20 protein-coding genes are annotated in these 21,074 nt (G+C 39.1%); 5 read left to right on the top strand and 15 right to left on the bottom strand.

The features are described 5' to 3' along the window. Positions 1 to 5: 5 nt before the first annotated feature. The 14 genes from M3182_RS09530 to M3182_RS09465 all read right to left on the bottom strand — a co-directional run bounded on the left by M3182_RS09530 (position 6) and on the right by M3182_RS09465 (position 16,191). Entirely contained in the window at positions 6 to 1,514 is a 1,509-nt protein-coding gene (locus M3182_RS09530; RefSeq protein ID WP_251432602.1) for a tripartite tricarboxylate transporter permease, read from the bottom strand. 36 nt (positions 1,515 to 1,550) lie between these two features. Continuing rightward, positions 1,551 to 2,057, bottom strand: coding sequence for a tripartite tricarboxylate transporter TctB family protein (locus tag M3182_RS09525; RefSeq protein ID WP_251432605.1), 507 nt, complete (start codon positions 2,055 to 2,057; stop codon positions 1,551 to 1,553). Between the two features lie 63 nt (positions 2,058 to 2,120). Continuing rightward, complete coding sequence (locus M3182_RS09520) at positions 2,121 to 3,116, bottom strand: tripartite tricarboxylate transporter substrate binding protein (RefSeq protein ID WP_251432608.1); 996 nt, start codon at positions 3,114 to 3,116, stop codon at positions 2,121 to 2,123. Between the two features lie 284 nt (positions 3,117 to 3,400). Beyond that, positions 3,401 to 4,195: an enoyl-CoA hydratase-related protein gene (locus M3182_RS09515; protein ID WP_251557845.1), complete on the bottom strand. Its 795-nt coding sequence runs from the start codon at positions 4,193 to 4,195 to the stop codon at positions 3,401 to 3,403. Between the two features lie 18 nt (positions 4,196 to 4,213). Next, positions 4,214 to 5,425, bottom strand: coding sequence for a CaiB/BaiF CoA transferase family protein (locus tag M3182_RS09510; protein ID WP_251432613.1), 1,212 nt, complete (start codon positions 5,423 to 5,425; stop codon positions 4,214 to 4,216). A gap of 198 nt (positions 5,426 to 5,623) precedes the next feature. After that, complete coding sequence (locus M3182_RS09505) at positions 5,624 to 6,265, bottom strand: GntR family transcriptional regulator (protein ID WP_251432615.1); 642 nt, start codon at positions 6,263 to 6,265, stop codon at positions 5,624 to 5,626. A 175-nt stretch (positions 6,266 to 6,440) separates the two neighbouring features. Then, on the bottom strand, positions 6,441 to 7,802 hold the full coding sequence (locus tag M3182_RS09500) for a (Fe-S)-binding protein (RefSeq protein ID WP_285867583.1): 1,362 nt from the start codon (positions 7,800 to 7,802) through the stop codon (positions 6,441 to 6,443). Between the two features lie 19 nt (positions 7,803 to 7,821). Next, positions 7,822 to 9,261 carry an FAD-binding oxidoreductase gene (locus M3182_RS09495; protein WP_251557842.1) on the bottom strand — a complete coding sequence of 480 codons (1,440 nt, stop codon included), beginning with the start codon at positions 9,259 to 9,261 and terminating at the stop codon, positions 7,822 to 7,824. A 12-nt stretch (positions 9,262 to 9,273) separates the two neighbouring features. Continuing rightward, complete coding sequence (locus tag M3182_RS09490; protein WP_251557840.1) at positions 9,274 to 11,172, bottom strand: sigma 54-interacting transcriptional regulator; 1,899 nt, start codon at positions 11,170 to 11,172, stop codon at positions 9,274 to 9,276. A 126-nt stretch (positions 11,173 to 11,298) separates the two neighbouring features. Continuing rightward, the gene (locus M3182_RS09485) at positions 11,299 to 11,997 is read right to left on the bottom strand and encodes a 3-isopropylmalate dehydratase large subunit (RefSeq protein ID WP_251557838.1); all 699 of its coding nucleotides are present in this window, start codon (positions 11,995 to 11,997) and stop codon (positions 11,299 to 11,301) included. A gap of 30 nt (positions 11,998 to 12,027) precedes the next feature. Next, positions 12,028 to 13,194, bottom strand: a complete 1,167-nt coding sequence (locus M3182_RS09480) for a pyridoxal-phosphate-dependent aminotransferase family protein (protein WP_251432630.1) — start codon at positions 13,192 to 13,194, stop codon at positions 12,028 to 12,030. 464 nt (positions 13,195 to 13,658) lie between these two features. Then, positions 13,659 to 14,423: a sulfite exporter TauE/SafE family protein gene (locus tag M3182_RS09475; RefSeq protein WP_251432633.1), complete on the bottom strand. Its 765-nt coding sequence runs from the start codon at positions 14,421 to 14,423 to the stop codon at positions 13,659 to 13,661. A 209-nt stretch (positions 14,424 to 14,632) separates the two neighbouring features. Then, positions 14,633 to 14,923, bottom strand: coding sequence for a hypothetical protein (locus M3182_RS09470; protein ID WP_432806613.1), 291 nt, complete (start codon positions 14,921 to 14,923; stop codon positions 14,633 to 14,635). Positions 14,924 to 14,946: 23 nt separating this feature from the next. After that, positions 14,947 to 16,191, bottom strand: coding sequence for an MFS transporter (locus M3182_RS09465; RefSeq protein WP_251432639.1), 1,245 nt, complete (start codon positions 16,189 to 16,191; stop codon positions 14,947 to 14,949). A 166-nt stretch (positions 16,192 to 16,357) separates the two neighbouring features. On the opposite strand from M3182_RS09465, the gene M3182_RS09460 reads away from it, so the two are divergent. The 5 genes from M3182_RS09460 to cysC all read left to right on the top strand — a co-directional run bounded on the left by M3182_RS09460 (position 16,358) and on the right by cysC (position 20,364). Further along, a complete protein-coding gene (locus M3182_RS09460; protein WP_251432642.1) occupies positions 16,358 to 17,143 on the top strand; it encodes a phosphosulfolactate synthase in 786 nt (261 codons plus the stop codon). Then, positions 17,109 to 17,648, top strand: a complete 540-nt coding sequence (locus M3182_RS09455) for a histidine phosphatase family protein (RefSeq protein ID WP_251432645.1) — start codon at positions 17,109 to 17,111, stop codon at positions 17,646 to 17,648. Before M3182_RS09460 ends, M3182_RS09455 begins: the two co-directional genes overlap by 35 nt. A 16-nt stretch (positions 17,649 to 17,664) precedes the next feature. Next, a complete protein-coding gene (locus tag M3182_RS09450) occupies positions 17,665 to 18,378 on the top strand; it encodes a phosphoadenylyl-sulfate reductase (RefSeq protein ID WP_285867576.1) in 714 nt (237 codons plus the stop codon). Between the two features lie 222 nt (positions 18,379 to 18,600). Then, on the top strand, positions 18,601 to 19,749 hold the full coding sequence (sat, locus tag M3182_RS09445; protein WP_251432648.1) for a sulfate adenylyltransferase: 1,149 nt from the start codon (positions 18,601 to 18,603) through the stop codon (positions 19,747 to 19,749). A 12-nt stretch (positions 19,750 to 19,761) separates the two neighbouring features. Then, a complete protein-coding gene (gene cysC, locus M3182_RS09440) occupies positions 19,762 to 20,364 on the top strand; it encodes an adenylyl-sulfate kinase (RefSeq protein WP_251432651.1) in 603 nt (200 codons plus the stop codon). Between the two features lie 11 nt (positions 20,365 to 20,375). Here the strand turns inward: cysC and M3182_RS09435 are convergent, their stop codons facing one another. Further along, positions 20,376 to 20,993 (bottom strand): YitT family protein, encoded by a 618-nt coding sequence (locus M3182_RS09435; RefSeq protein WP_251432656.1) that lies wholly within the window; start codon positions 20,991 to 20,993, stop codon positions 20,376 to 20,378. Positions 20,994 to 21,074: the final 81 nt, after the last annotated feature.

The raw sequence follows: 21,074 nt of genomic DNA, 5'->3' as shown, positions 1-21,074 counted from the left end.
AGAACTTAAGAAGCAATTGTACTGTCACCCTTATGCTTCGTTTTTCGATGATTGATCCACTTTTTCACTAACGGATAGAGAACACTAATTAAAGCAAGTAATAATAAAACCAAGCTAATTGGCCGTGTAAAGAAGATACTTAAATCGTTATTTGACATCTGCATACTCCGGACAAACTGACTTTCAGCAATTGGACCTAAAACGACCCCCAAAACAATTGGTGCAAGTGGGAACTTAGCATTTTCTAGGAAATACCCAATAACGCCAAATACTAACATGACACCGACATCGAAAATTGAGTTCCGTACAGCGAAAGTACCGATAATACAAAACAATACGATTAAAGGACCGATAATCGCATACGGCACTCGTAAAATCTTTGAAAACACCGAGATAAACGGCTTTGCAATCAATAATATTAAGAGATTTGCAAACAACAAACCAATTAAAATTGTATAAACCAATGATCCTTGTGTTTGGAACATAAGTGGCCCTGGTTGAATTCCATGTAAAATAAAGGCCCCTAATAAAATCGCCGTTGTCGCACTTCCGGGAATCCCCAATGATAGCAATGGAACCATTGCACCCATGGCAGCGGCATTATTTGCTGATTCAGGAGCAGCAACTCCTTCCGGAATTCCAGTTCCAAATTCTTTCGGATTTTTTGACCAGCGGGCAGCTTCACTATAGCTCAACATTGCTGCAGTTGTCGCCCCAATTCCTGGTAAGATCCCAATAAAAATACCTAATAGGGACGATCGGCCAATAACACCGGAAATCCGCTTCATCAAACCCAAGTCAGGAAGTTCTGTTCTCACCTTTTGATTTGAAGTTTTTCTAGCGCGCTTCTGCACTTGACGAAGAACCTCAGAGATGGCAAACAACCCGATTAATACAGGAATAAAATCAATTCCGGACATTAATTGTCCTGAGCCAAAGGTAAAACGCGGTGTTCCCGTCATGCTATCAAGACCAATCGTTGCAATAAATAGACCGAATGCAACACCAATGAATCCTTTAACAAGGTTCCCTGCACTCAAGGAAGCAACAACCGTTAGCCCCATAAGTGCTAATGCAAAATATTCTGGCGCTGCAAAGCTAAGGGCAAAGGAAGCTAAAAGTGGCGTTAAGAAAATTAATACAATCGTCCCAAGGACACCACCTGTTGCTGAACTAAATATGGAAACACCGAGCGCTTTGCCTCCTTCTCCTTTTTGTGCCATTGGATAACCGTCGAATACTGTCGCTACCGCCTCAGGTGTTCCTGGGGTTCGGAACAGAATTGCACTGATACTCCCTGAGAATACCGATGTTGCATATATCGATGTTAATAATAAGAAAGCTGCTGTCGGATCCATTGCATAACTGACCGGTAATAGAATGATAACTAGCATTGTTCCACTTATTCCTGGAATTCCTCCTCCAATAAACCCTAGGAGAATACCTGCAATTAAGATTAGAAGATTGAATGGGACAAATAAGTTGCCAAATCCCCCTATCAAGCCTTCGATCATTGAGTTCACCTCTTTATAAGGAATTTAGTTAGAAGACTAATAGAATAATAAACTGAAAGTGCTAAAAATACCTACTCCTCTTGGAAATGGTGTATTTAAAAGTATTGGGAACAAAACAACCGCACCAGCAGTGGCCAAGATTCCTGTTAGAAGTCCACGGGACCAATGCTTAACTCCAAAGATAAGAGATAAAACAAAGATAAAAACTAATGTATCTACAATAAATCCTACATAATCTAGTAAAAGGGTATAAATAATTAGCGCACCTAATAAATAAAAAAATCTTTTTGGATAAACTAATTGATCGTCTTCATTGGCTAAATCCTCGGCTTCCTCATTAGCTGTTTTTACTTGTACTCCCTTTTTCAAGAATGTTTTTACTAATAACACAATTGATAAAACCAACATCAAAATCATTAATGCGGCCGGCCATGTCCCAGGACCAACTAAACCGCCCGTTCGATTTTCAAGCTGTAAACTCTGTACCAAAAATAAAGCAGAAAAGGCTATCATAATTATAGAAATAGTCCGTTCTAGTAACATGATTTTCCCCCAACCTGTTTAGAATGGGGAAAGGCAGGTTAGCCTGCCTTTCCATTATATTGCTCAGTTTTCTTCTAGAATTTTTTTGTAGGTTTCAATTTGCTTTTCAAGCTCTGCATCGTAATCTTCTGAACCCAGCCATCCGTTACGTAGATGTAAGAAACTAGCTTTCTCATATTCTTTATAATCAGGACGGTCTTTGGCTTCTTCAAGCGCTTTTTCTAACACTTCAACGATTTCATCGGGTGTATCTTTATGAACCATGAAGCCTCGATTTTGTCCATCGAGAACGTCAATTCCTAAATCAGTTGAAATTGGTACATCTTCAAAACCTTCCATTTTTGTATCTGTAAAGGCAATTAACATTTTGATTGAACCTTCTTCAAGTTGAGCGATTGATGGGCCAGGCTCTTCTGCGATTACATCGATATGACCACCAAGTAAGGCAGCTGTCATTTCTCCAGAACCGTCAAACGAAACATAGTTAAAATCTGTTCCTGTCGCTTCCTCAAACTGAGCAAGTACTAGTTCATCGAATCCTTTTGCACCAGTACCACCAACCGAAATTTTGCCTGGATTAGACTTCGCTTGGGCAATTAAATCATCAATGTCTTTAAATTTCCCATCCGCTTTTACTTGGAGCGTCATCGTATCATGTTGCACACGTCCAATTGATTTAAAAACACTCATATCATTCGGTTCAGCGCCTGAAGCGATATTTACTGGATGGTTTGATGTCATTGACCAAATCGTATAACCATCTGCTGGTTTCCTCGCAACATAATCGGCAGATGGAATTCCTGCAGCTCCTTCCATATTGACGACATTAATGTTTACTCCCAAAATGTCCTGCAATTCTTTCGTAACCGCACGAGCAAAGTTGTCGCTACCACCACCAGCACCAAAACCAACTACTACTTCAATTTGTCTCTCGGGGTAATTCGTTGCATTTCCTTTACTTTCTGAAGTTCCAGCTTCGTCGGATGAAGAGTTACAAGCTTGTAATACCAACACAATCGCAAGTAGCACAGTTAAAAATAGACCCTTTTTAATTTTCATAATTTCCCCCCGCTTTTTAGTAGGCTAATCCTATCCCTGGTTCTAACCTAACCCCTTTTAAGTAAGCGTTCTCAGTTATTTGAATTAATTAAACTAATTTGCCACCTCCTATCCGAATTCCTTTTAAAATATTATTAATTTTCTAAATATTAATTATGCAAATATCGTGCCAAAAATGTAGATCCCATTTATTACGTATACAGGCACTCTACACGTTTTACTATTGTTTCAAGTTGAATTAGCATGCTATTATCAGTGTTTCATTCAGAAACAACTTTGTGTTTTTATGAGTACCTAAAATTAGGTTTCCTCTTTTCTAGGAAAGCAGTAACGCCTTCACGGTAATCCTCTGAAACAAATGATTCAATCACCATCTCGGCTGTCTCTTTGGAGTCTTCAAGCTCCCCCTCTAATACCTTATTTATGATTTTCTTTGATCCTCTTACAGACATTTGTGCACTTTGGCTTATCAGGTTGGCAAAATCATAGGTTTGATCTTCTAAAGCGTCTTTCTCGAAGATTCGATTGATCAGTCCCATATGTAATGCTTCATCTGCATCGATAATTCGCCCAGTAAAAAGAATGTCCTTTGCATTAGCGGGGCCGACTAATTCAACTAAATTCTTTGTTCCTGGAGTATTATAAATTAGCCCTAGCTTGGCTGGGGTAATTCCAAAACGACCTGTTTCGTTTGAAAAGCGAAAATCGCATGCTACCGCAATTTCACATCCGCCTCCAACACAAAAACCTGAAATCATCGCAATACTAGGTTTCGGACATTTTGCAATTTTTTCTTCTAAAACCATTGTTGCATCGTTATATTTTTCTGCACCTTCAGCAGTATAGCGCATCGTTTTAAATTCTCCAATGTCTGCTCCTGCAGAGAAAGCTTTTTCAGTTGTGCTCCTGAATATGATTACTTTTACTTCTTTATTATTTGTACAGTCATCAACCAACTTTGCTAAACCCGTCCACATATCATAAGTTAAGGCATTTCGCTTTTCAGGTCGATTAATAAATATTGTTCCAATTCCATTTTCTACTTTCATATATACTCGTTTTTGATCTGTTGTACTCATTGCCATCCTCCCGAGAATTTATTTAGAAATAATTTGTGAATATTGCGCAACAATCTCTTTTTCTAGTAAGCTCTCAATTTTTTCAGCCGAATACCCGATTTCTTGGAGAATAGCTTCGCTGTGCTGTCCAAGAAGGGGGGCAGGCGTTTTAATTTCCACTTCTGTTTTTGAAAATTTCGTTGGAGTGCCGATCATTTTCATTTTTCCAATCACAGGGTGTTCCATTTCTTTAATCATCTCTCGTGCTAAATAATGCTCATTATTCATGGCTTCACCAAAATTGTTAATTGGGCCAGCTGGAACACCTGCTTGTTCACATTTTGTAAGCCAATACGTTGCATCATTGTTTTGAGTTATCTCTTCTATTTCTCGCTCAAGTTCCTCAACATGTTGCTGGCGTAAGGAGTTGGTCAAATATCTTTGATCTTCAAGCCACTCAGGCATACCAAGGACCGAAGTACAAAACCTTTCCCATGTTCGTTGATTTGCACAACCAATCATCATAAATGAATCCTTTGCACGAATTGCTTGATATGGTGCTGATACACGATGGCGATGCCCAGTTGGCTCAGGGATCGTTTGATTTGCAAAATAGGCAGCAGCTTCCCAAGCAAACCATGGCAATCCAGCTTCAGCCAAAGAAATGTCAAGCATTTGGCCTTCTCCCGTCTGGAGCTTATGAATGTAAGCAGCAAGAATAGAATACACAGCTGTTATCCCCGCCCCAATATCATAGACTGCGATTCCTGACTTTTGTGGGCGGCCTCCAGGTTCGCCCGTCATGCTCATCAAACCTGTCATCCCTTGAGCTACGAGATCAAACCCCCCTTTGTGTGCGTAAGGTCCCGTTTGCCCATAACCAGAGATTGAACAGTAAATGATCCCGTCATTTATGTCTTTAACAGTTTTGTAATCGATCCCAAGCGATTGCGTGACACCAGGACGAAAATTTTCAACAAAGACATCTGCCTCTTTAATCAGTTCATAAAATACTTCTTTCCCTTCGGGTGATTTTAAATCCAAAGCAATGCTTTTTTTGTTTCGATTAATCTGATAGAAACAGGTAGACTCGCCGTTTACAAACGGCCCCATTTGCCGAGAATCATCCCCACCTTTAATTTTCTCAATTTTTGTCACATCTGCCCCTAAATCTGCTAAAACCATCGTACAATAAGGGCCGGCCATAATTTGGGAAGCATCTAGAACTTTCGCTCCTTTCAGAGGACCCACTGATAAAACCTCCTTTATTTCATCTATACTATTCTCTATTTCTATTTGGGTTTATCTTCATTACGTATACTGTATACAGAATACACTTTTAATTCTAAATAGAGACTGCGTGAAAGTCAACTAAATTTTCGAAAAACTTAGTATATTCAAATAACGAACAAAAAAGCAAACACTCGTCAAGACATGTTTGCTTATACCTTATAAATCTTCTAGCCCGCGTTTCTGGTCATTTTGCATGTGAACTTCGATTAATTGTTTTGCTTGTTGGACATCGCGAGCTTTAATGGCTTTAAGAATCTCCAAATGTTCTTTGTAGATTTCGAGATTGTTTTTCGCTTTTTTATTAATATTAGCGCGGTAAATTAACAACAGTGACCGAACATGATTTAACAATTGAACCATTCTAAGATTTGGACAATAATTCATTAATTTCTCATGAAATGAAGTGTTGAGTTCCAAAATTTTATATGGGTCTTCCTCTGCCATCGCCTCTTTTGATTTACTAAGGAGGTTTTCGAGCTCAGAGAAGTCTTCTGGAGGTACTAGCGGCACAATCATTCCAACAATTTCTTTCTCTAATATCGTCCGTGTTTCATATAAATCTAGGAAGTCTTTCTTATCTAATTCCACAATTTTCATTGTAGAATGGGTTTGAACAATCAAACCTTCTGTCTGAAGCTGTCGCAATGCTTCGCGTAGCGGCGTTCTGCTTATTTCATATTGCTCCGCTAGTTTCGACATAATCACTTTTTCACCTGGTTGAAGCTTCCCCGTCACGATGAGCCTCTTTAACTCTCGATAAGCTTGCTGGTATAATGGTTCAGGAAAGTTTAACGCCATCCGAGATCTCCCCATTTCTATGATCATAATCATTATTTAAATATATGTATACGGTATACAATTTAATCATAATCAGCCACCCTTTAATTGTCAAACTTTTCTTTTTACTGTGTTCTTTTAAAGAATCTAACATAAAAAACCCAAAGACTTTTTGTCTTTGGGTTTTCATGTGTTATTAACGTTTACTTTCCGCTCGATCAATCGATTCGACAAGATAATCTACTATATGTTTTGTTTCGATTACTTTCTCCATTCCTTCACGGTGTACGCCCAATTTCATTTGCAAATAACATCCAGGATTTGCTGTAATTAACACCGCTGAATCTGTTTCTTTTACTTTTTCCATTTTTCTATCTAAGATTTCGTTGGCTAATTCCGGCTGAAGCATGTTGTAGATTCCAGCTGAACCACAACAATATTTTTTTTCTGGTAAGTCAACGTACTCCGCGTTTTCTACGGATTTTACTAGTTTCGCAGGGGCATCTTTCACTTTCATCACATATTGAAGATGACAAGACGGTTGATAAGTAACACGCTCTCCCCGGCCTACCAACTCTGGTAATTCCCCTTTTTCATAAATGATTTCACTAATATCACAAATTTTCTCAGTGAATTTTTTTGCTCGGCCTAACCACGCTGGATTATCGCGAAATAGCTCTTCGTATTCAGTCATCGCTGCCCCGCATCCCCCAGCGTTTGTTATAATATAATCTACGTTTGCACTCTCAAAAGCTGCAATATTAGATTTTGCTAATTCAACTGCTTTGTCTGTTTTGCCACTATGATGGTGCAATGCTCCACAACAAACTTGGGATTTCGGAGTAACAACATCAAAACCTGCTTTTGATAAGAGTTTGATGGAATTATCATTCGTCTCTCTAAACATCATATCCATGATGCACCCTTGGAAGAATGCTACTCGACCACGAGCCTCTGTTTGTTCTTTGGCACGTGGGGTAAACTCTGGATGCTGCTGCCGTTTCTTTGGTGGAAGTATTTCAGGCATGATTTGTTCCATTTGTTGCATTTGTTCAGGAAAGAATTTGAGGATACCGACTGCTCTAGTCACTTTCTGCAAACCGCTTTTTTGATACATCCACAACAAATTCCCAACTTTATTTAAATTCTTTTGATCGGCAATTACTTTATCAAATAAAAAGTCTTTTAACCCTCTAACCGGTTTTGCAGTTGTTTTCATATCGTTTTGACTATTATCTAATCTCAAAGTCTTTGGATGAAAGGATTCCATTTCAGTTGCCGCCGCGATTTGTTCTTTCGCAAGCATGACAATATCTGGAACCTGAACATCCATTGGGCAGGCATCGACACACGCAGAACATAACAAACAGCGATCTAATTGCTCCTTGATTTCTTGGTTTACCGGGATTTCTCCTTCAAGTAAACTTCGCGCCATCAGCACCCTACCTCTAGGGCCATCAGCCTCTCGTCCGGTAATGTTCAATGTTGGACAAACGCCACGACATGCACCGCACCGTACACATGTATACATCGACTGTTCAGGAGTTAGTGTTTTCAAATGAATCACCTCCTATTTTTTAGTTTGGAAGAGCCATTTTCCCTGGGTTTAAAATATTGTTTGGGTCTAACGTTCGTTTAATCGCACGCATAACTTCCATTGCCGGACCATGTTCAATATCCATATACTGTGCACGGACAATACCAACACCATGCTCGGCTGTTGTAGTTCCTTCCATTTTAATCGCTAAATCATGAATCTCATCGATCATTTGTTGAACGTTTTCCATTTCTACTTCATTATTGCTATTAACCACAGGCCCTGTATGCAAGTTTCCATCTCCTACATGCCCATAGATTCCACACACAATTTCATAACGATCAGCAATATTATGAATTTCTCTTAAAGTTTCCGGAAGTCTTGAAATTGGAACACAAATATCTTCACCACCGTAGACGCGGAATCCGCCTGGTTTCAATAACCCAACAGCCGCACCAACAAGCTTTCTTGCCTGCCAAAGCTTTTCACATTCCTCTGGCTCATCGCTAAATTGAATGTGGCTTGCATATTTTTCAACCACTTGCTTCAACCGGTTCACTTGTGATGAAACCTCTTCCTTGGCACCATCCACCTCAAAGACAAGGATCGCCTCATTATCAATCGGCAAGTTCAATTCAGGTTTCATCATATTCACAGCTTTCGTACAGTTAAAATCCATGATTTCAATCGCTGAAGGTTGTAAACCAGAAGAAAAAACGGCATTGACCGCCGCTCCAGCATCTTCTAGTTGCTTAAATGAACAAAGGACAATGCCTCTTGTCACAGGAAGTGGCAATAATTTTAATCTTAAGCGGGTAACAATTCCAAGTGTACCTTCAGAGCCGATCATTAAATGCGCAAGGTCATAACCAGAAACGGATTTTAATGCTTTTGATTTTGCACCCCCGGTTACAATGACCTCGCCGGTCGGTAGCACGACTTCCATCCCTAGTACATAATGCCTAGTGACACCGTATTTTACCGCACGTAGACCACTAGAGTTATTGGAAACCATTCCACCAACGGTACACATATTGGCACTTCCAGGGTCAGGCGGGAACCTTAATCCATAAGGTTTCAGCGCTTCATTTAAGTCGTTCTGGATAACTCCTGGTTCAATGATTACTTGCATGTTACGATGGTCTATGTCTAAGATTCGGTTCATTTTGGAGAGATCCATCATGATGCCACCTTTAGTAGAAACCGCACCACCGGTTTGACCAGTAGCAGCTCCACGTGGATAGATGGGAACCATAAATTCATTGGCTAATTTTACACACTCACTAACTTCCTCAGTCGATAGCGCTATGACCACGACTTCAGGCTTTCTCGGATTTAATTGTGTTTCAAATGAGGCATCATAAGAATACGTAATCAAATCTGTTTGATTCGTAAGCACACGGTCTTTTCCAAAAATCTCCTCTAATCTAGATAAAACTTCTTTATCTAAAGGAGGTCGCGCCATAGTTTCTGCTGACATAATCATTCTCCTTTATTGATGATTAATTTTTCGCCATAGTGTTGTCCGGCCAATTCCTAATATTTTTGCGGCTTCGGTTTTGTTTCCGTTCACTTGGTTTAACACTTCAAGAATATACTCCCGTTCATATTCATGTAGTCTTCCTTTCTCATGAGTCTGCTCCTTCTGGTTGTTTTGATGCTTAATCTGAATATGGGAAAAATCCTTGCCGCCCGCTAGTAAGACAGTTTCTTTATCGATCCATTCTTTCTGTGAAAGGATCATTGCTCGTTCAACAATATTACGTAATTGGCGAATATTCCCTGGCCAATGATAACTCTTGAGAATTTCCATAGCCTCTTCATCGAAACCGTCGATTTTCTTTTGAATGTTTTGATGTAAATCCCCAATAAAATGCATACATAATAGAGGAATGTCCTCTTTTCGCTGGCGGAGAGGTGGAATTGTAATATCTAAAATATTTAACCGATAATAAAGGTCTGCACGAAATTTCCCTTCTTCGACCATTTCTTCAAAGTCACGATTGGAAGCTGCTATCACACGAATATTGATTGGAATCACACGTTCATCCCCAAGCCGCATGACTTCCCCTTCTTGAAGAACACGCAATAACTGGGCTTGAACTGACTCTGCCAATTCACCAATTTCATCAAGAAAAATGGTGCCTTGGTGTGCTAATTCAAAAAGCCCTGTTTTTCCCCCTTTTCTCGCCCCTGTAAAGGCACCATCTACATAGCCAAATAATTCGCTTTCAAGCAAATTTTTTGGAATTGCAGCACAGTTTACTGCAACAAAGGGCCCTTCTGCTCGATTGCTCTGACTATGGATTAAATGAGCAAAAACCTCTTTCCCCACTCCAGTTTCTCCGGTCAATAGAACAGTTGAATCTACTTTTGAATACTTTTTTACTTTTTCAATTGCTTTTTGATAGACAGGACTTTCTCCCACAATGCTGTTTAGCTCATACTTTGTGACGTGTCCACGATGCATCAATTTCTTACGGATTTCTTGTTCTTGTTGTTGTAGTTTTTGCAATTCCTGGAACGTACAAACTGCACCTATAACGCGATTTTCATGGATAATTGGAATTCGGTTCGTGATAATTTTTACGCCATTTTCATCTTGAATCCGATTTAATTCTTCTTTCCCAGACGAAATGACTTTCTTCATTCGCGAGTTCAAGAGAATATCATCAATTCGTTTTCCAATCACACGGTTATACGGAATATTCAAAATTCGGTGTGCGGAAGGGTTACATACGGTTATGATCCCATTGTCATCAACCGCGATTACTCCATCTGCAATAAAATCCAAAATCGCTTGGAGTTCCTTTGTGCGCTTTTCTTCCGTTCTCCGTACTTCGAGTATACTTTTCGCTTCCTTGATCGCCTGAACCACTGATTCAACTCCTGATGATAAGACTACCGTTTTGACATTTGAGTCATGTACATTCTGGATATAGACACTTTTCCCAATTAATACATCTATCCTTTGGTTAACTAAGCTATCAACAGCAACATCTACCTCATCCATTGAACGAATTGAATATTTTTTTATCCTGATTCCTAGTGCAGATTCAATTGATTTTACACCATTAAGAACTTCTTCAGTGTCAGCAATCCCAATGTCTTCACCAAATTTTCTGGCTTCCATAATGGTACGCAATAGGTCATACCCTGTAATTGGAATTTGTACAACTGGCAGGTTCAGATTTGCTTGACTAAGTTTTAAGGCCAATGTTCCACGGCTAATAATCACTTCTGTACCTTTTTGTTTTAATTGTTTCGCAATTGGAACCGCATCTTCGAAATTCACTTTTCGAATTAAAACATTTTCTCCCGTTTCCTTACAAGCTTGCTTTGCAACAGGAATGATTTCCTCAATAGGAGAAAGAATGACAATTTTAGACATAGATGGACACCTCTAATTTCTCTTTTTTTAAGACAATCCTTACCTCTATTGTATCTAATTGTCACTGAATGTTAAGAAAAATTAGAATTTTATATGTTATTTCATCCATTCCCCTATTAAATCTGACTAGATCATTTCCTGTGTCTTCAGTTTGATTGAACTTTCAACTTGACCATAGGGACCTCCAATGGATAGGACTACGATTGAACCACCTAATTCATAAACAGTTTGAATGAGTTCGTGCTTTTCATTCTCATTTAATCCTTTTATCGTGTTTCCTCCGATTATCACTCCAGAACCCACTAAACTCTCATTAAAATAGTGTTTTAAATATTGTAAAATGATGGTTGAATTCTTTGTTATTCTACCATTGATCTCAATGTAGATTGTTTCTGGAACCGTCATCTTCATTTTCCCTGTCCCTAGACAGTTTGCCATCGATATTGGAGGAACGATCAGTGAAATCGCTCCATATGCTCCCAATCGCGCGACCTCATCATCTACGGCTGCGATGATTGAATTGCGGAACGAAAGTTCATGTAAAGTTATCGCTTTTTCAGGAACATTTATGATCTTCATTTGGTTTTTTAAAAGAAATCGAGTTAGACTCGGGTCATTCCTCTTCTCCTTTACTAATTGCCCATTGATTATGGTTCGTTCAGGAAAATGAATTCTTTCAAAACCTATCTCTTCGTATTCATCGATTGCTCTTAAAGCACTCTCACCAGAAAGATAGAGAAAACTTGGTTCAATTTCTATACGATCTTTCGGGTAAACGAAATCTAGTCCAGCACTTTCAGCTAAAACTCTTTCGATGATATTCATCCTTCCCTAGCCTCCTCTGGCAAGGGCTGGTTAACAATTTGGGTTTTCAAGCCACTGTTTTTGTGCACCTGCTACGCCAGCACCTAGTTCTACCTCATACCCACTTTTCTTTAATGCCAATTCCATCGCTGCAAACATTTTCAACATATCTGCTGCATCTGTATAACCCATATGACCGAGTCTAAGGATTTTATTTTTTACCTTTCCGAGCCCGCCGCCAAGGGCAATATGAAATTCCTCACGCATTAATTTTCTAAATGCGTCTGCATTTTCTAATTTCACGGCTGTAAGTGTTGGACTTGCAGCTGAATCCTCTACGAACAATTCTAAGCCTAAGGCACGAACTCCGGCACGAGTCATGTCACGGAGCGCCGCATGACGCTTATATTCCTGTTCCATGCCCCCGCCTCGCTCAATCATGTTGCATGCTTCTTTTAAGCCACAAACAAGAGCAATATTAGGGGTATAAGGTGTTCCCACTCCTGACTCTAAACCTTTTTTATATTTTTTTAAATCTAGATAAAAAGATGGGCATTGGTGTTTTTCTATGATCTTCCAAGCTTTATCACTCATTGTAATCAATGCTAATCCTGGAGGAAGCATCAGTGCTTTCTGTCCCCCAGTCGCGACGATATCAATTCCCCAATCGTCCATATATAGTGGTGTACCAACGATTGAACTTACAGCATCCACCATGAAAATTGCCTCGGTTTCTCTTACAATCGCCGCGATTTCCTTGATATTATTAATCGCAGAAGTTGATGTTTCACAATGTGTCGCAAATACCGCTTTCGCTTCTGGATGATCTTTTAAAGCTGCGCGGACCTCTTCAGGATCGACAACCTTTCCCCACTCCGCCTCGACACGAACGACTTTACACCCGATATGATCCGTAATTCCTTGTAAATATTCCCCAAAGTAGCCAACAACACAAAGGATGATGGTGTCATTTGCTCCAACTGTATTAATAATTGCTGTTTCCAGCGCCGATGCACCACTCGAAGTAAGTGGAACTACAAGATTTTTTGTTTGAAAGACCATCTTTGCTTTATCAATTGTTTCCTGCAGAACTTCTTGAAAAGCTGGATTCCGGTAATCCATCATCGGATGGTCGAAACTTTGTTGCATCGCTATTTGAATTTCTTTCGGTACTTGCACTGGTCCTGGTAAACGTAAATCCATTTTCTCTTGAAACATTTAATTCTCCCCTTTGAATGCTGTTATTTTCTCTCCTACCTACACAAATGCAAATTCCGTGCCAACCTTTAAAAACCTTATGTTACTTACATTTTCAACAATTTATAATTCGTTTCATGTTCCATAACGAAACAATATCGAAACAGCGTTGAAACACTAAAAAGAGCAAGCTTCTTTCGATACGACTAGCAGACTTGAACAATTTAGAAAGCATTCATCGTCGGTTCAGATGAAAGCATAAAAGAAAAAAAAGTGCCAGAGACGATCCAATATTGGATCGTTTCTGGCACTTTTTTGGCTCTTTTTTATTAAAGAGTCCTTTCTCAAACTTTGTTGTTCTTGAACAAAAATAGTTTAACTTATTAGAAAGAGCTTGCAAAATACTTCAAAGATAAGATATATGGCTTCAGTTGTGTTAAGATTGGCTATAGGATTTAACAACAATCTTTATGAAAATAGCCAAATTAAATTAATTTTAATCCGCTTAAAAGAATCATGACGGCTACAATCGCTCTTAATGGTTTTGCGGGAATTTTGGCAGATAAAGTACTACCAATTAGAACTCCCGGTATGCTACCAATTAATAGGTTTATCATTAATAAATAGTTTACATTTCCAATTCCTGCATGCATAATCCCTGCTGCTGTCACTAAAAAAAACGCATGGGCTATATCCGTTCCAACTAATTCGGTTGGAGTCATTTTATATAAGTACAGCATAACTAACGCAAATAATGAACCAGAGCCGATGGAAGTTAATCCAACCAAAAATCCTAACACCGCCCCTATCACAATGGTTAAGGATCGCTTTTCTTCAATAGGCTTTAACTGAATTTTATTGAATTCTAATCGCCCTTTTGCAAATGTTTTTACTAAAGTTGCAATCGCCACTAATATTAGTACATAACCTAAAGCGTGTTTAATGATCTCCTCTTGGTTATTAAAAAATGAATCAAATAACCGTAACATCCCAACCGCTAAAATTGCACTTGGGATACTTCCAATTGCGAGGTATTTCATTAATTTAAAATTAATTGTTTTTTGTCGCCAATGCTGTACTGAACCGAAAAATTTGGTGACCGAATTATAAGCTAAATCGGTTCCTACGGCAATGGCTGGACTTATCCCAAGTAATACTAAAATTGGTGTTAAAAGGGCAGCTCCTCCAACCCCTGTTAAGCCGACCATGAATCCGATCAGTAGTCCCATTATTATCATCCCAACACTCATAAACCGCACGCTCCCAGAGTCCCTTATTTTTACATATCACCAATTTATGTGATAGACATATGCCTTGTGAGCCCATAAAATTCGTGTTCTTTGGGCTTAGGAGCTAAGGTTATGTAGGCCTTGTGGGTAGTTAGTAATAAGTAGTACCTATGACAAATTCTTTAAATAAGAAAAACAAGCCCTCCAATTTTTGTGGGCTTGTTTCGCTTTTATTCTTCTTTTTCGTCATTCAATGTTATTTTCTTACATCCTACATATAAACATGAAAGAACATCTAAACCCGGCTTAGCTTTTGACAACCCTTTGATATAGGGAGTCACTAAATCTTTAAAATCAGCTCCGACACCTTCTTCTTCAAGGATTCCATAAACAAAAAGCTTTTTTTCATCAAATAAGAAAGCTACATTTCCAACGGCTTTATTTTCGGAATCCACTACATTCAATACCTGAAATTCTGGGGTTATGACCTCAGGTGAAAAATAGATTTGCAATGTTTTCACTCCTTCTCATGGTGCCATGTAAATTATGTTAATTGTAGTTTTTCAAATAAAGTATCTTGGTTCTCTGATGGCTTTTTCTTTTTTACATGAATTAGCATCATACACAAAAATGCAACAAATAAAGTCAATCCGGCGGTTATGAGAAACATCCCTGTTCGTGACCATGCCATTAATGCTCCGTAAATTGGCGGTCCGATGGCAACTCCAAGGAATCGAACGGAACCATATAATGACGTCACAAAGCCTCTACGATCCATCGGAACCGAGCCTGTGATAAAACTGTTGATACAAGGAAGTGCTAATCCAGTTCCAACACTACTTACAGCTAGCACAGCGAAAAATGGTACTAAGTTCTTAAATAGAACAAGTGAAGCAAACGAAGCGGTCATTAATAAGAGCCCAAAAATGATAAGGGATTTCATCAGCCCCATCTTTTTACCAATCTTGCTTCCAGTGATATAAGATGTGGTTGTCATAAAAAGAAGTGGAATCGCTAAAATAGCTCCTTTTAAAACCCCATCAATTTTGTAATTCGTCTCAAGAATATCGGATATATAAAACAAAATACCAAATAAAGTAAACAAACACGTTGCCCCAGTCAAATAGGCAGCAAATAGCCATCTCCCCTCTGTTTTAAACACAGAAGCGAGCCCTTTCACATATGTCCCTAAAGAAGGAGGTTCTTTTTCTTTTTTCTTTTCTTTTATGAAAAAGATTGTTAACAAGATACTGACGGCACAAAAAACAGGAAAAGCAAAAAAGGCTGCATACCAAAACAACAGTGCTAATAGGGAGCCAATAATGGGACTAATCACCTTTCCAAAACCGTTCGAGGCTTCGACAAGTCCTAACACCTTACTTTGTTCTCCCCCTTTGAATAAATCGCCTGTTAAAGCCATTGCCATGGAGGTTGTACCAGCTGCCCCTATTCCTTGTAAGATTCTCCCGGCGAGAATCCACGGATAAGCATTTCCAAACCATGCTGCGGCTGCACCAGCTAAAATACCACCGCCTCCATATAAAATGAGCGCTGGTATGATGACAGCTTTTCTTGAAAATCGGTCAGACAAATATCCTAGTATAGGTATGGAAATAGCAGCTGCGACAGAAAATGCGGTTATAACCATACTTACCTGAAATTGCGATATTCCTAACTCAGATTTCATTTTCGGAAGCACTGGTATAAGCATGGAATTCCCCAATACCAAAATAAGTGGAATCGATCCGATTGCTGTAATCGTTAAACCCTTATGTTTTTGCTTTGCCATGAAAGCACGCTCCTAACTGAAAGAATAAGCCCTACTAGTGTTTGAAGGAATAGGATGCTTTATACAAAGGCCTTCGCCTAATTTTTCGGAAAAAAGCCCAATCCTTACACATTCGCCCAAAAATTGAATAATCTATCCTAGAAAAATAGAGGAGGGCGCTTTCCCTATGGATTTTTTAAAATTACCTAAACGTACAACCGGTAATCGAACTTATGGATTAACATCCATCGCTGATTTTGGTACGCCAATCGGGCGGTTAACTAACATATTAGAAGACTACAGCCATATCATTGATATCGCTAAAATGGGAATTGGATCTGCATATATTACTCCTAATATCAAAAGAAAAGTGGATTTGTATAAGGAGTACCAAATTAAGCCATATTGCGGAGGTACTTTATTTGAAAAATGCTTTTATCAAAAGAAAATTCCTGAGTATTTCACATACTTGAAAACACTTGGAATCGAATGGATTGAAGTTTCCAACGGGACTTTGGATATCCCGTTAAAAGAGCGCCTAAATATTATTCAGCAAGCCAAAGAAGAGTTTTTTGTGATTGCCGAGGTCGGGTCAAAGGATGCTACCCTAGACATGTCGATCAATGAGTGGAGAGAAGAAATTCAAATCCTGTTAGAAGCTGGTTGTGAATACGTCATTACTGAAGGCCGCGACTCTGGTACAGCAGGTATTTATGAGAGCAATGGGCGGGTTAAATCAGATTTAATTGAAGAACTGGTCCGCGGAATTGATTATAAAAAGATTATCTTTGAGGCACCCACCGCTAAGCACCAAATGTTTTTTATTAATCAGATCGGACCAAATGTCAACTTAGGTAATGTCAACATTGATGATGTTTTGGTACTAGAAGCTCAACGGAATGGACTTCGCAGCGAGACTTTTTATTTGGAGGATAAAGATGCGCATTACGCTAATCAGGCACCTACCCACTGAATGGAATCAAAATACATGGCTACAAGGACGAAGAGATATCCCCATTTCACAGCTAACAGAAGATCGAATAAAAGGGGTTATACGTAATCAAGACAAACTAATTGAACTCTCCCCTTTTGACCTCGTGCTAGCCAGTTCTTTGTCTCGAACCCAACAAACGGCAAAAGTATACGAAATGAATCCTATTATTGAACCGCTGTTGGATGAACTCGATTTCGGACCTTACGAAGGGCGTCCTAAACAAGAATTGTTAAATGATTATGGATTAGCTTGGAGCCAGGACCCTTTATCAATAGTTTTAGGAGAAAGAGTATATCAACTAGAAGAACGGATTATCGAGTTTCTTGCTAAATACAACCAATATGAAAACATTCTTGTCTTTGGGCATGGTTCATGGATAAGAGCGATCATATCCTATGCGAAACATGGAACCATTAATCATATGAATCAAATTACAGTCGCTAACAATGAATGCATTAGTTTAGAGTTTATGACTGTTAGGTAGAGAGGAGCGTTTACAATTGGTTAAACTAACCTACGAAACATGGGACGACAATGTGGTAAAAGACATCATCAAGAAACAAGCCGATTATTTTGATGTTTTAAAATGGGCGTACCGTGAATTTAAAAATGATGAAATTGTTTACGCATGCAGTTTTGGAGCGGAAGGGATTGTACTCATTGATTTAATTTCAAAAGTAAACAAACAGGCAAAGATTATCTTTCTTGACACGGGACTCCACTTCCGTGAAACTTATGAACTAATTGAACAAATCAAGGAACGATATCCCACCCTCGACATTGACATGGTGAAGCCTAAACTTACATTAACAGAACAAGCCGAACAGTATGGCGAACAACTTTGGAAATCCAACCCAAACTTATGTTGCCAAATACGAAAAGTGGAACCGCTGAAAGAAGCCATTTCTGGAAAAATAGCATGGATTTCCGGTTTGCGGCGAGAACAATCCCAACTCAGAAGCAAAACAAATTATCTCAATAAAGATGCAAAATTTAAAAACATTAAAATATGTCCTCTTATTCTTTGGAAATGGGAGGAAATTCTAACCTACATCGAATTAAACCGTCTTCCATACAATCCTCTACATGATCAAGGTTATCCAAGTATCGGTTGTGCCCCTTGTACCAATCCTGTTTCCGAAAGCAATGACCAACGTGCAGGAAGGTGGTCAGGCAACACCAAATCAGAGTGCGGACTTCATTTAAATAATTAGAAGTATCTCTAAAAATTGTTGTTTAAATCCATTAAGTTAGTTTTACGAAAAGAAGACATTTCGTATGTTTAATTTAACTATGCTCCTTTTCTCATAAATGACCAAATTTGCCTGTACACCTAAGCACAACCAGCCGTATTTTTTGTTCAAAAGCAACAAATTTTGAGAAAAGAGCCAACAATGAGCAACAATCCAATTTAAGAGCATGAGGAGGAATTTATTTTGAGTAAGAGTATCCCGCATGGTGGAAAGTTGATTAACTGTTTCAATCTTAATCAGCGTGTAGATTATACTTTGAACAGCGTTGAACTTGATAATCTCGAATTAAGCGATTTGGAATTAATTGCAAATGGCGCGTATAGCCCGCTTGAAGGTTTTATGACCAGAGAGAATTATGATTCGGTCGTCCATGATATGCGCCTAGCAAACGGTCTTCCCTGGTCAATTCCAATTACATTAGCTGTAGCAAATGATAAAGCTTCAGAATTAAAGGTAGGTGAAACAATTAATCTAATCCAAAATGGGATTGTGTATGGAACAATGGTAGTGAACGAAGTGTTCACCCCTAATAAAGCAATAGAAGCGGAGAAAGTCTACAAAACAACTGAGGTTAAACATCCGGGGGTTGCTAAATTATACAAACGGGCTGACGTCTATATCGGTGGTCCAGTCACAATGATAAAACGGCCAGAGAAAAACAAATTTAAACAATATTTTTTAGACCCAATCGAAACGCGAGAAGTGTTCGACAAACAAGGATGGAATACTGTAGTCGGTTTCCAAACACGTAATCCTGTTCACCGTGCACATGAATATATTCAAAAAACGGCATTAGAAACCGTCGATGGTCTTTTTCTCAATCCGTTGGTTGGTGAAACCAAAGCAGACGATATTCCAAGTGACATCAGGATGAAAAGCTATGAAGTGTTATTGGAAAATTACTATCCAAAAGATAGAGTTTTTCTAGCCGTCTTCCCTGCTGCAATGCGCTACGCTGGACCAAGGGAAGCCATTTTTCATGCGATTGTGCGTAAAAATTTCGGATGTACTCATTTTATCGTAGGTCGTGACCATGCCGGCGTAGGCGATTATTATGGTACGTATGATGCTCAAAAGATTTTTGGTCATTTCCAACGAGAAGAATTAGGCATCACTCCGATGTTTTTTGAACACAGCTTTTATTGTAGAAAATGTGAAAACATGGCTTCCGAAAAAACATGTCCACACGGAAAACAAGATCATGTCATCCTTTCCGGAACAAAAGTCAGAGGAATGTTAAAGAATGGGGAGCAACCTCCGAAAGAATTTAGTCGCCCTGAAGTTGTCCAGATTCTGATCAACGGAATGCAACAAGTATATATCCAAAACTAAGGAGTGTCGGTAATGGTCAATAGCACGAACATCACATGGCATCATTCCACCATCACCAAAGAAGATCGCCATCTCCTTAATGGTCATAAAAGCTGTGTGCTTTGGTTTACAGGATTATCAGGTTCGGGAAAATCCACAATCGCCAACGCGATCGACCACGCTTTACACCAACATAAATGCAATAGTTATGTATTAGATGGTGATAATGTTCGTCATGGGTTAAACAAAGATTTAAGTTTTAAAAAAGAAGATCGTCAAGAAAATATCCGCAGAATCGGTGAAGTGGCTAAATTATTCGTTGACAGTGGCCAGATTGTCTCAACTGCCTTTATTTCCCCTTATCGTACAGACCGGGATATGGTACGCAAGATGTTCGCTGAGAATGAATTTATTGAGGTGTTTGTTCACTGTCCGCTAGATGTCTGCGAAATGCGCGATCCCAAAGGCTTATATGAAAAAGCACGAAACGGCGAGATTCATGAATTTACCGGAATCTCTTCTCCATATGAGTCACCCGTTCAGCCTGAAATTACTATTCAGACAAATGAGATGAGCATCGATCAATCGGTTGAGAAGATTTTAACTTTTTTGAAAGACAAGAAGATCCTAGTTTAATAGGGTCTTCTTTAGCGTTTCCGCCAGTTTGCAGTTAAAAAACGCGGTCGTGGAATCCTAAAAGTATTGACAAAATCAATGATATTGGTTGAAAGGAATTGACATATTACCGCGTATAAAACAATTTTATAATTAATCACTGCAGATGTTAACAGAAAAATGAACATATTAATCCAAAACATAACTTTTCCAGGAGCTAAACTTCGATAATTTGCAATCATCAGAGCGGGTATTACCATCCCACCACTCGAAGCCCCCGCTTTAATCAACATGCCAACCCCAATTCCAAACAATATACTGCCCGCTGCCATGTCAGGGATTAAGTGTAAACGATCCAAAGGCACATAATTCGAAACAAGGCTTACAGTTGTCGAAGTTATACCTACGGCTAAAATCGTCCGAAATACCCAGCGAAAACCAAAATATTGCAATGCAAACAGCAAAAAGACCGCATTTGCTACCCATAAGGCAAAACCGAGTGGAAGACCCAATAAATGATTCATAAGGAGAGCTAATCCTGCACCCCCACCAGAAGGAATCGAGTGTGGGAATAAAAATAATGACATTGCCAGTCCCTGAATAATCGCTCCGGCTATGAGAAAACTGTAAATGCTTAGCGTTCGATACATCTTTTATCTATATGTCCTCTCATCATTTTCCGCTTCATTTTATCCCCCCTGACTACTGAGTCCCCTTGTCCATCTTATGTT

Source organism: Mesobacillus maritimus, from assembly GCF_023715205.1.
GTDB lineage: Bacteria > Bacillota > Bacilli > Bacillales > Cytobacillaceae > Mesobacillus_B > Mesobacillus_B maritimus_C.
Note: the sequence above shows the minus strand (reverse complement) of the source record. Positions and strands in the feature narration are given on the sequence as shown.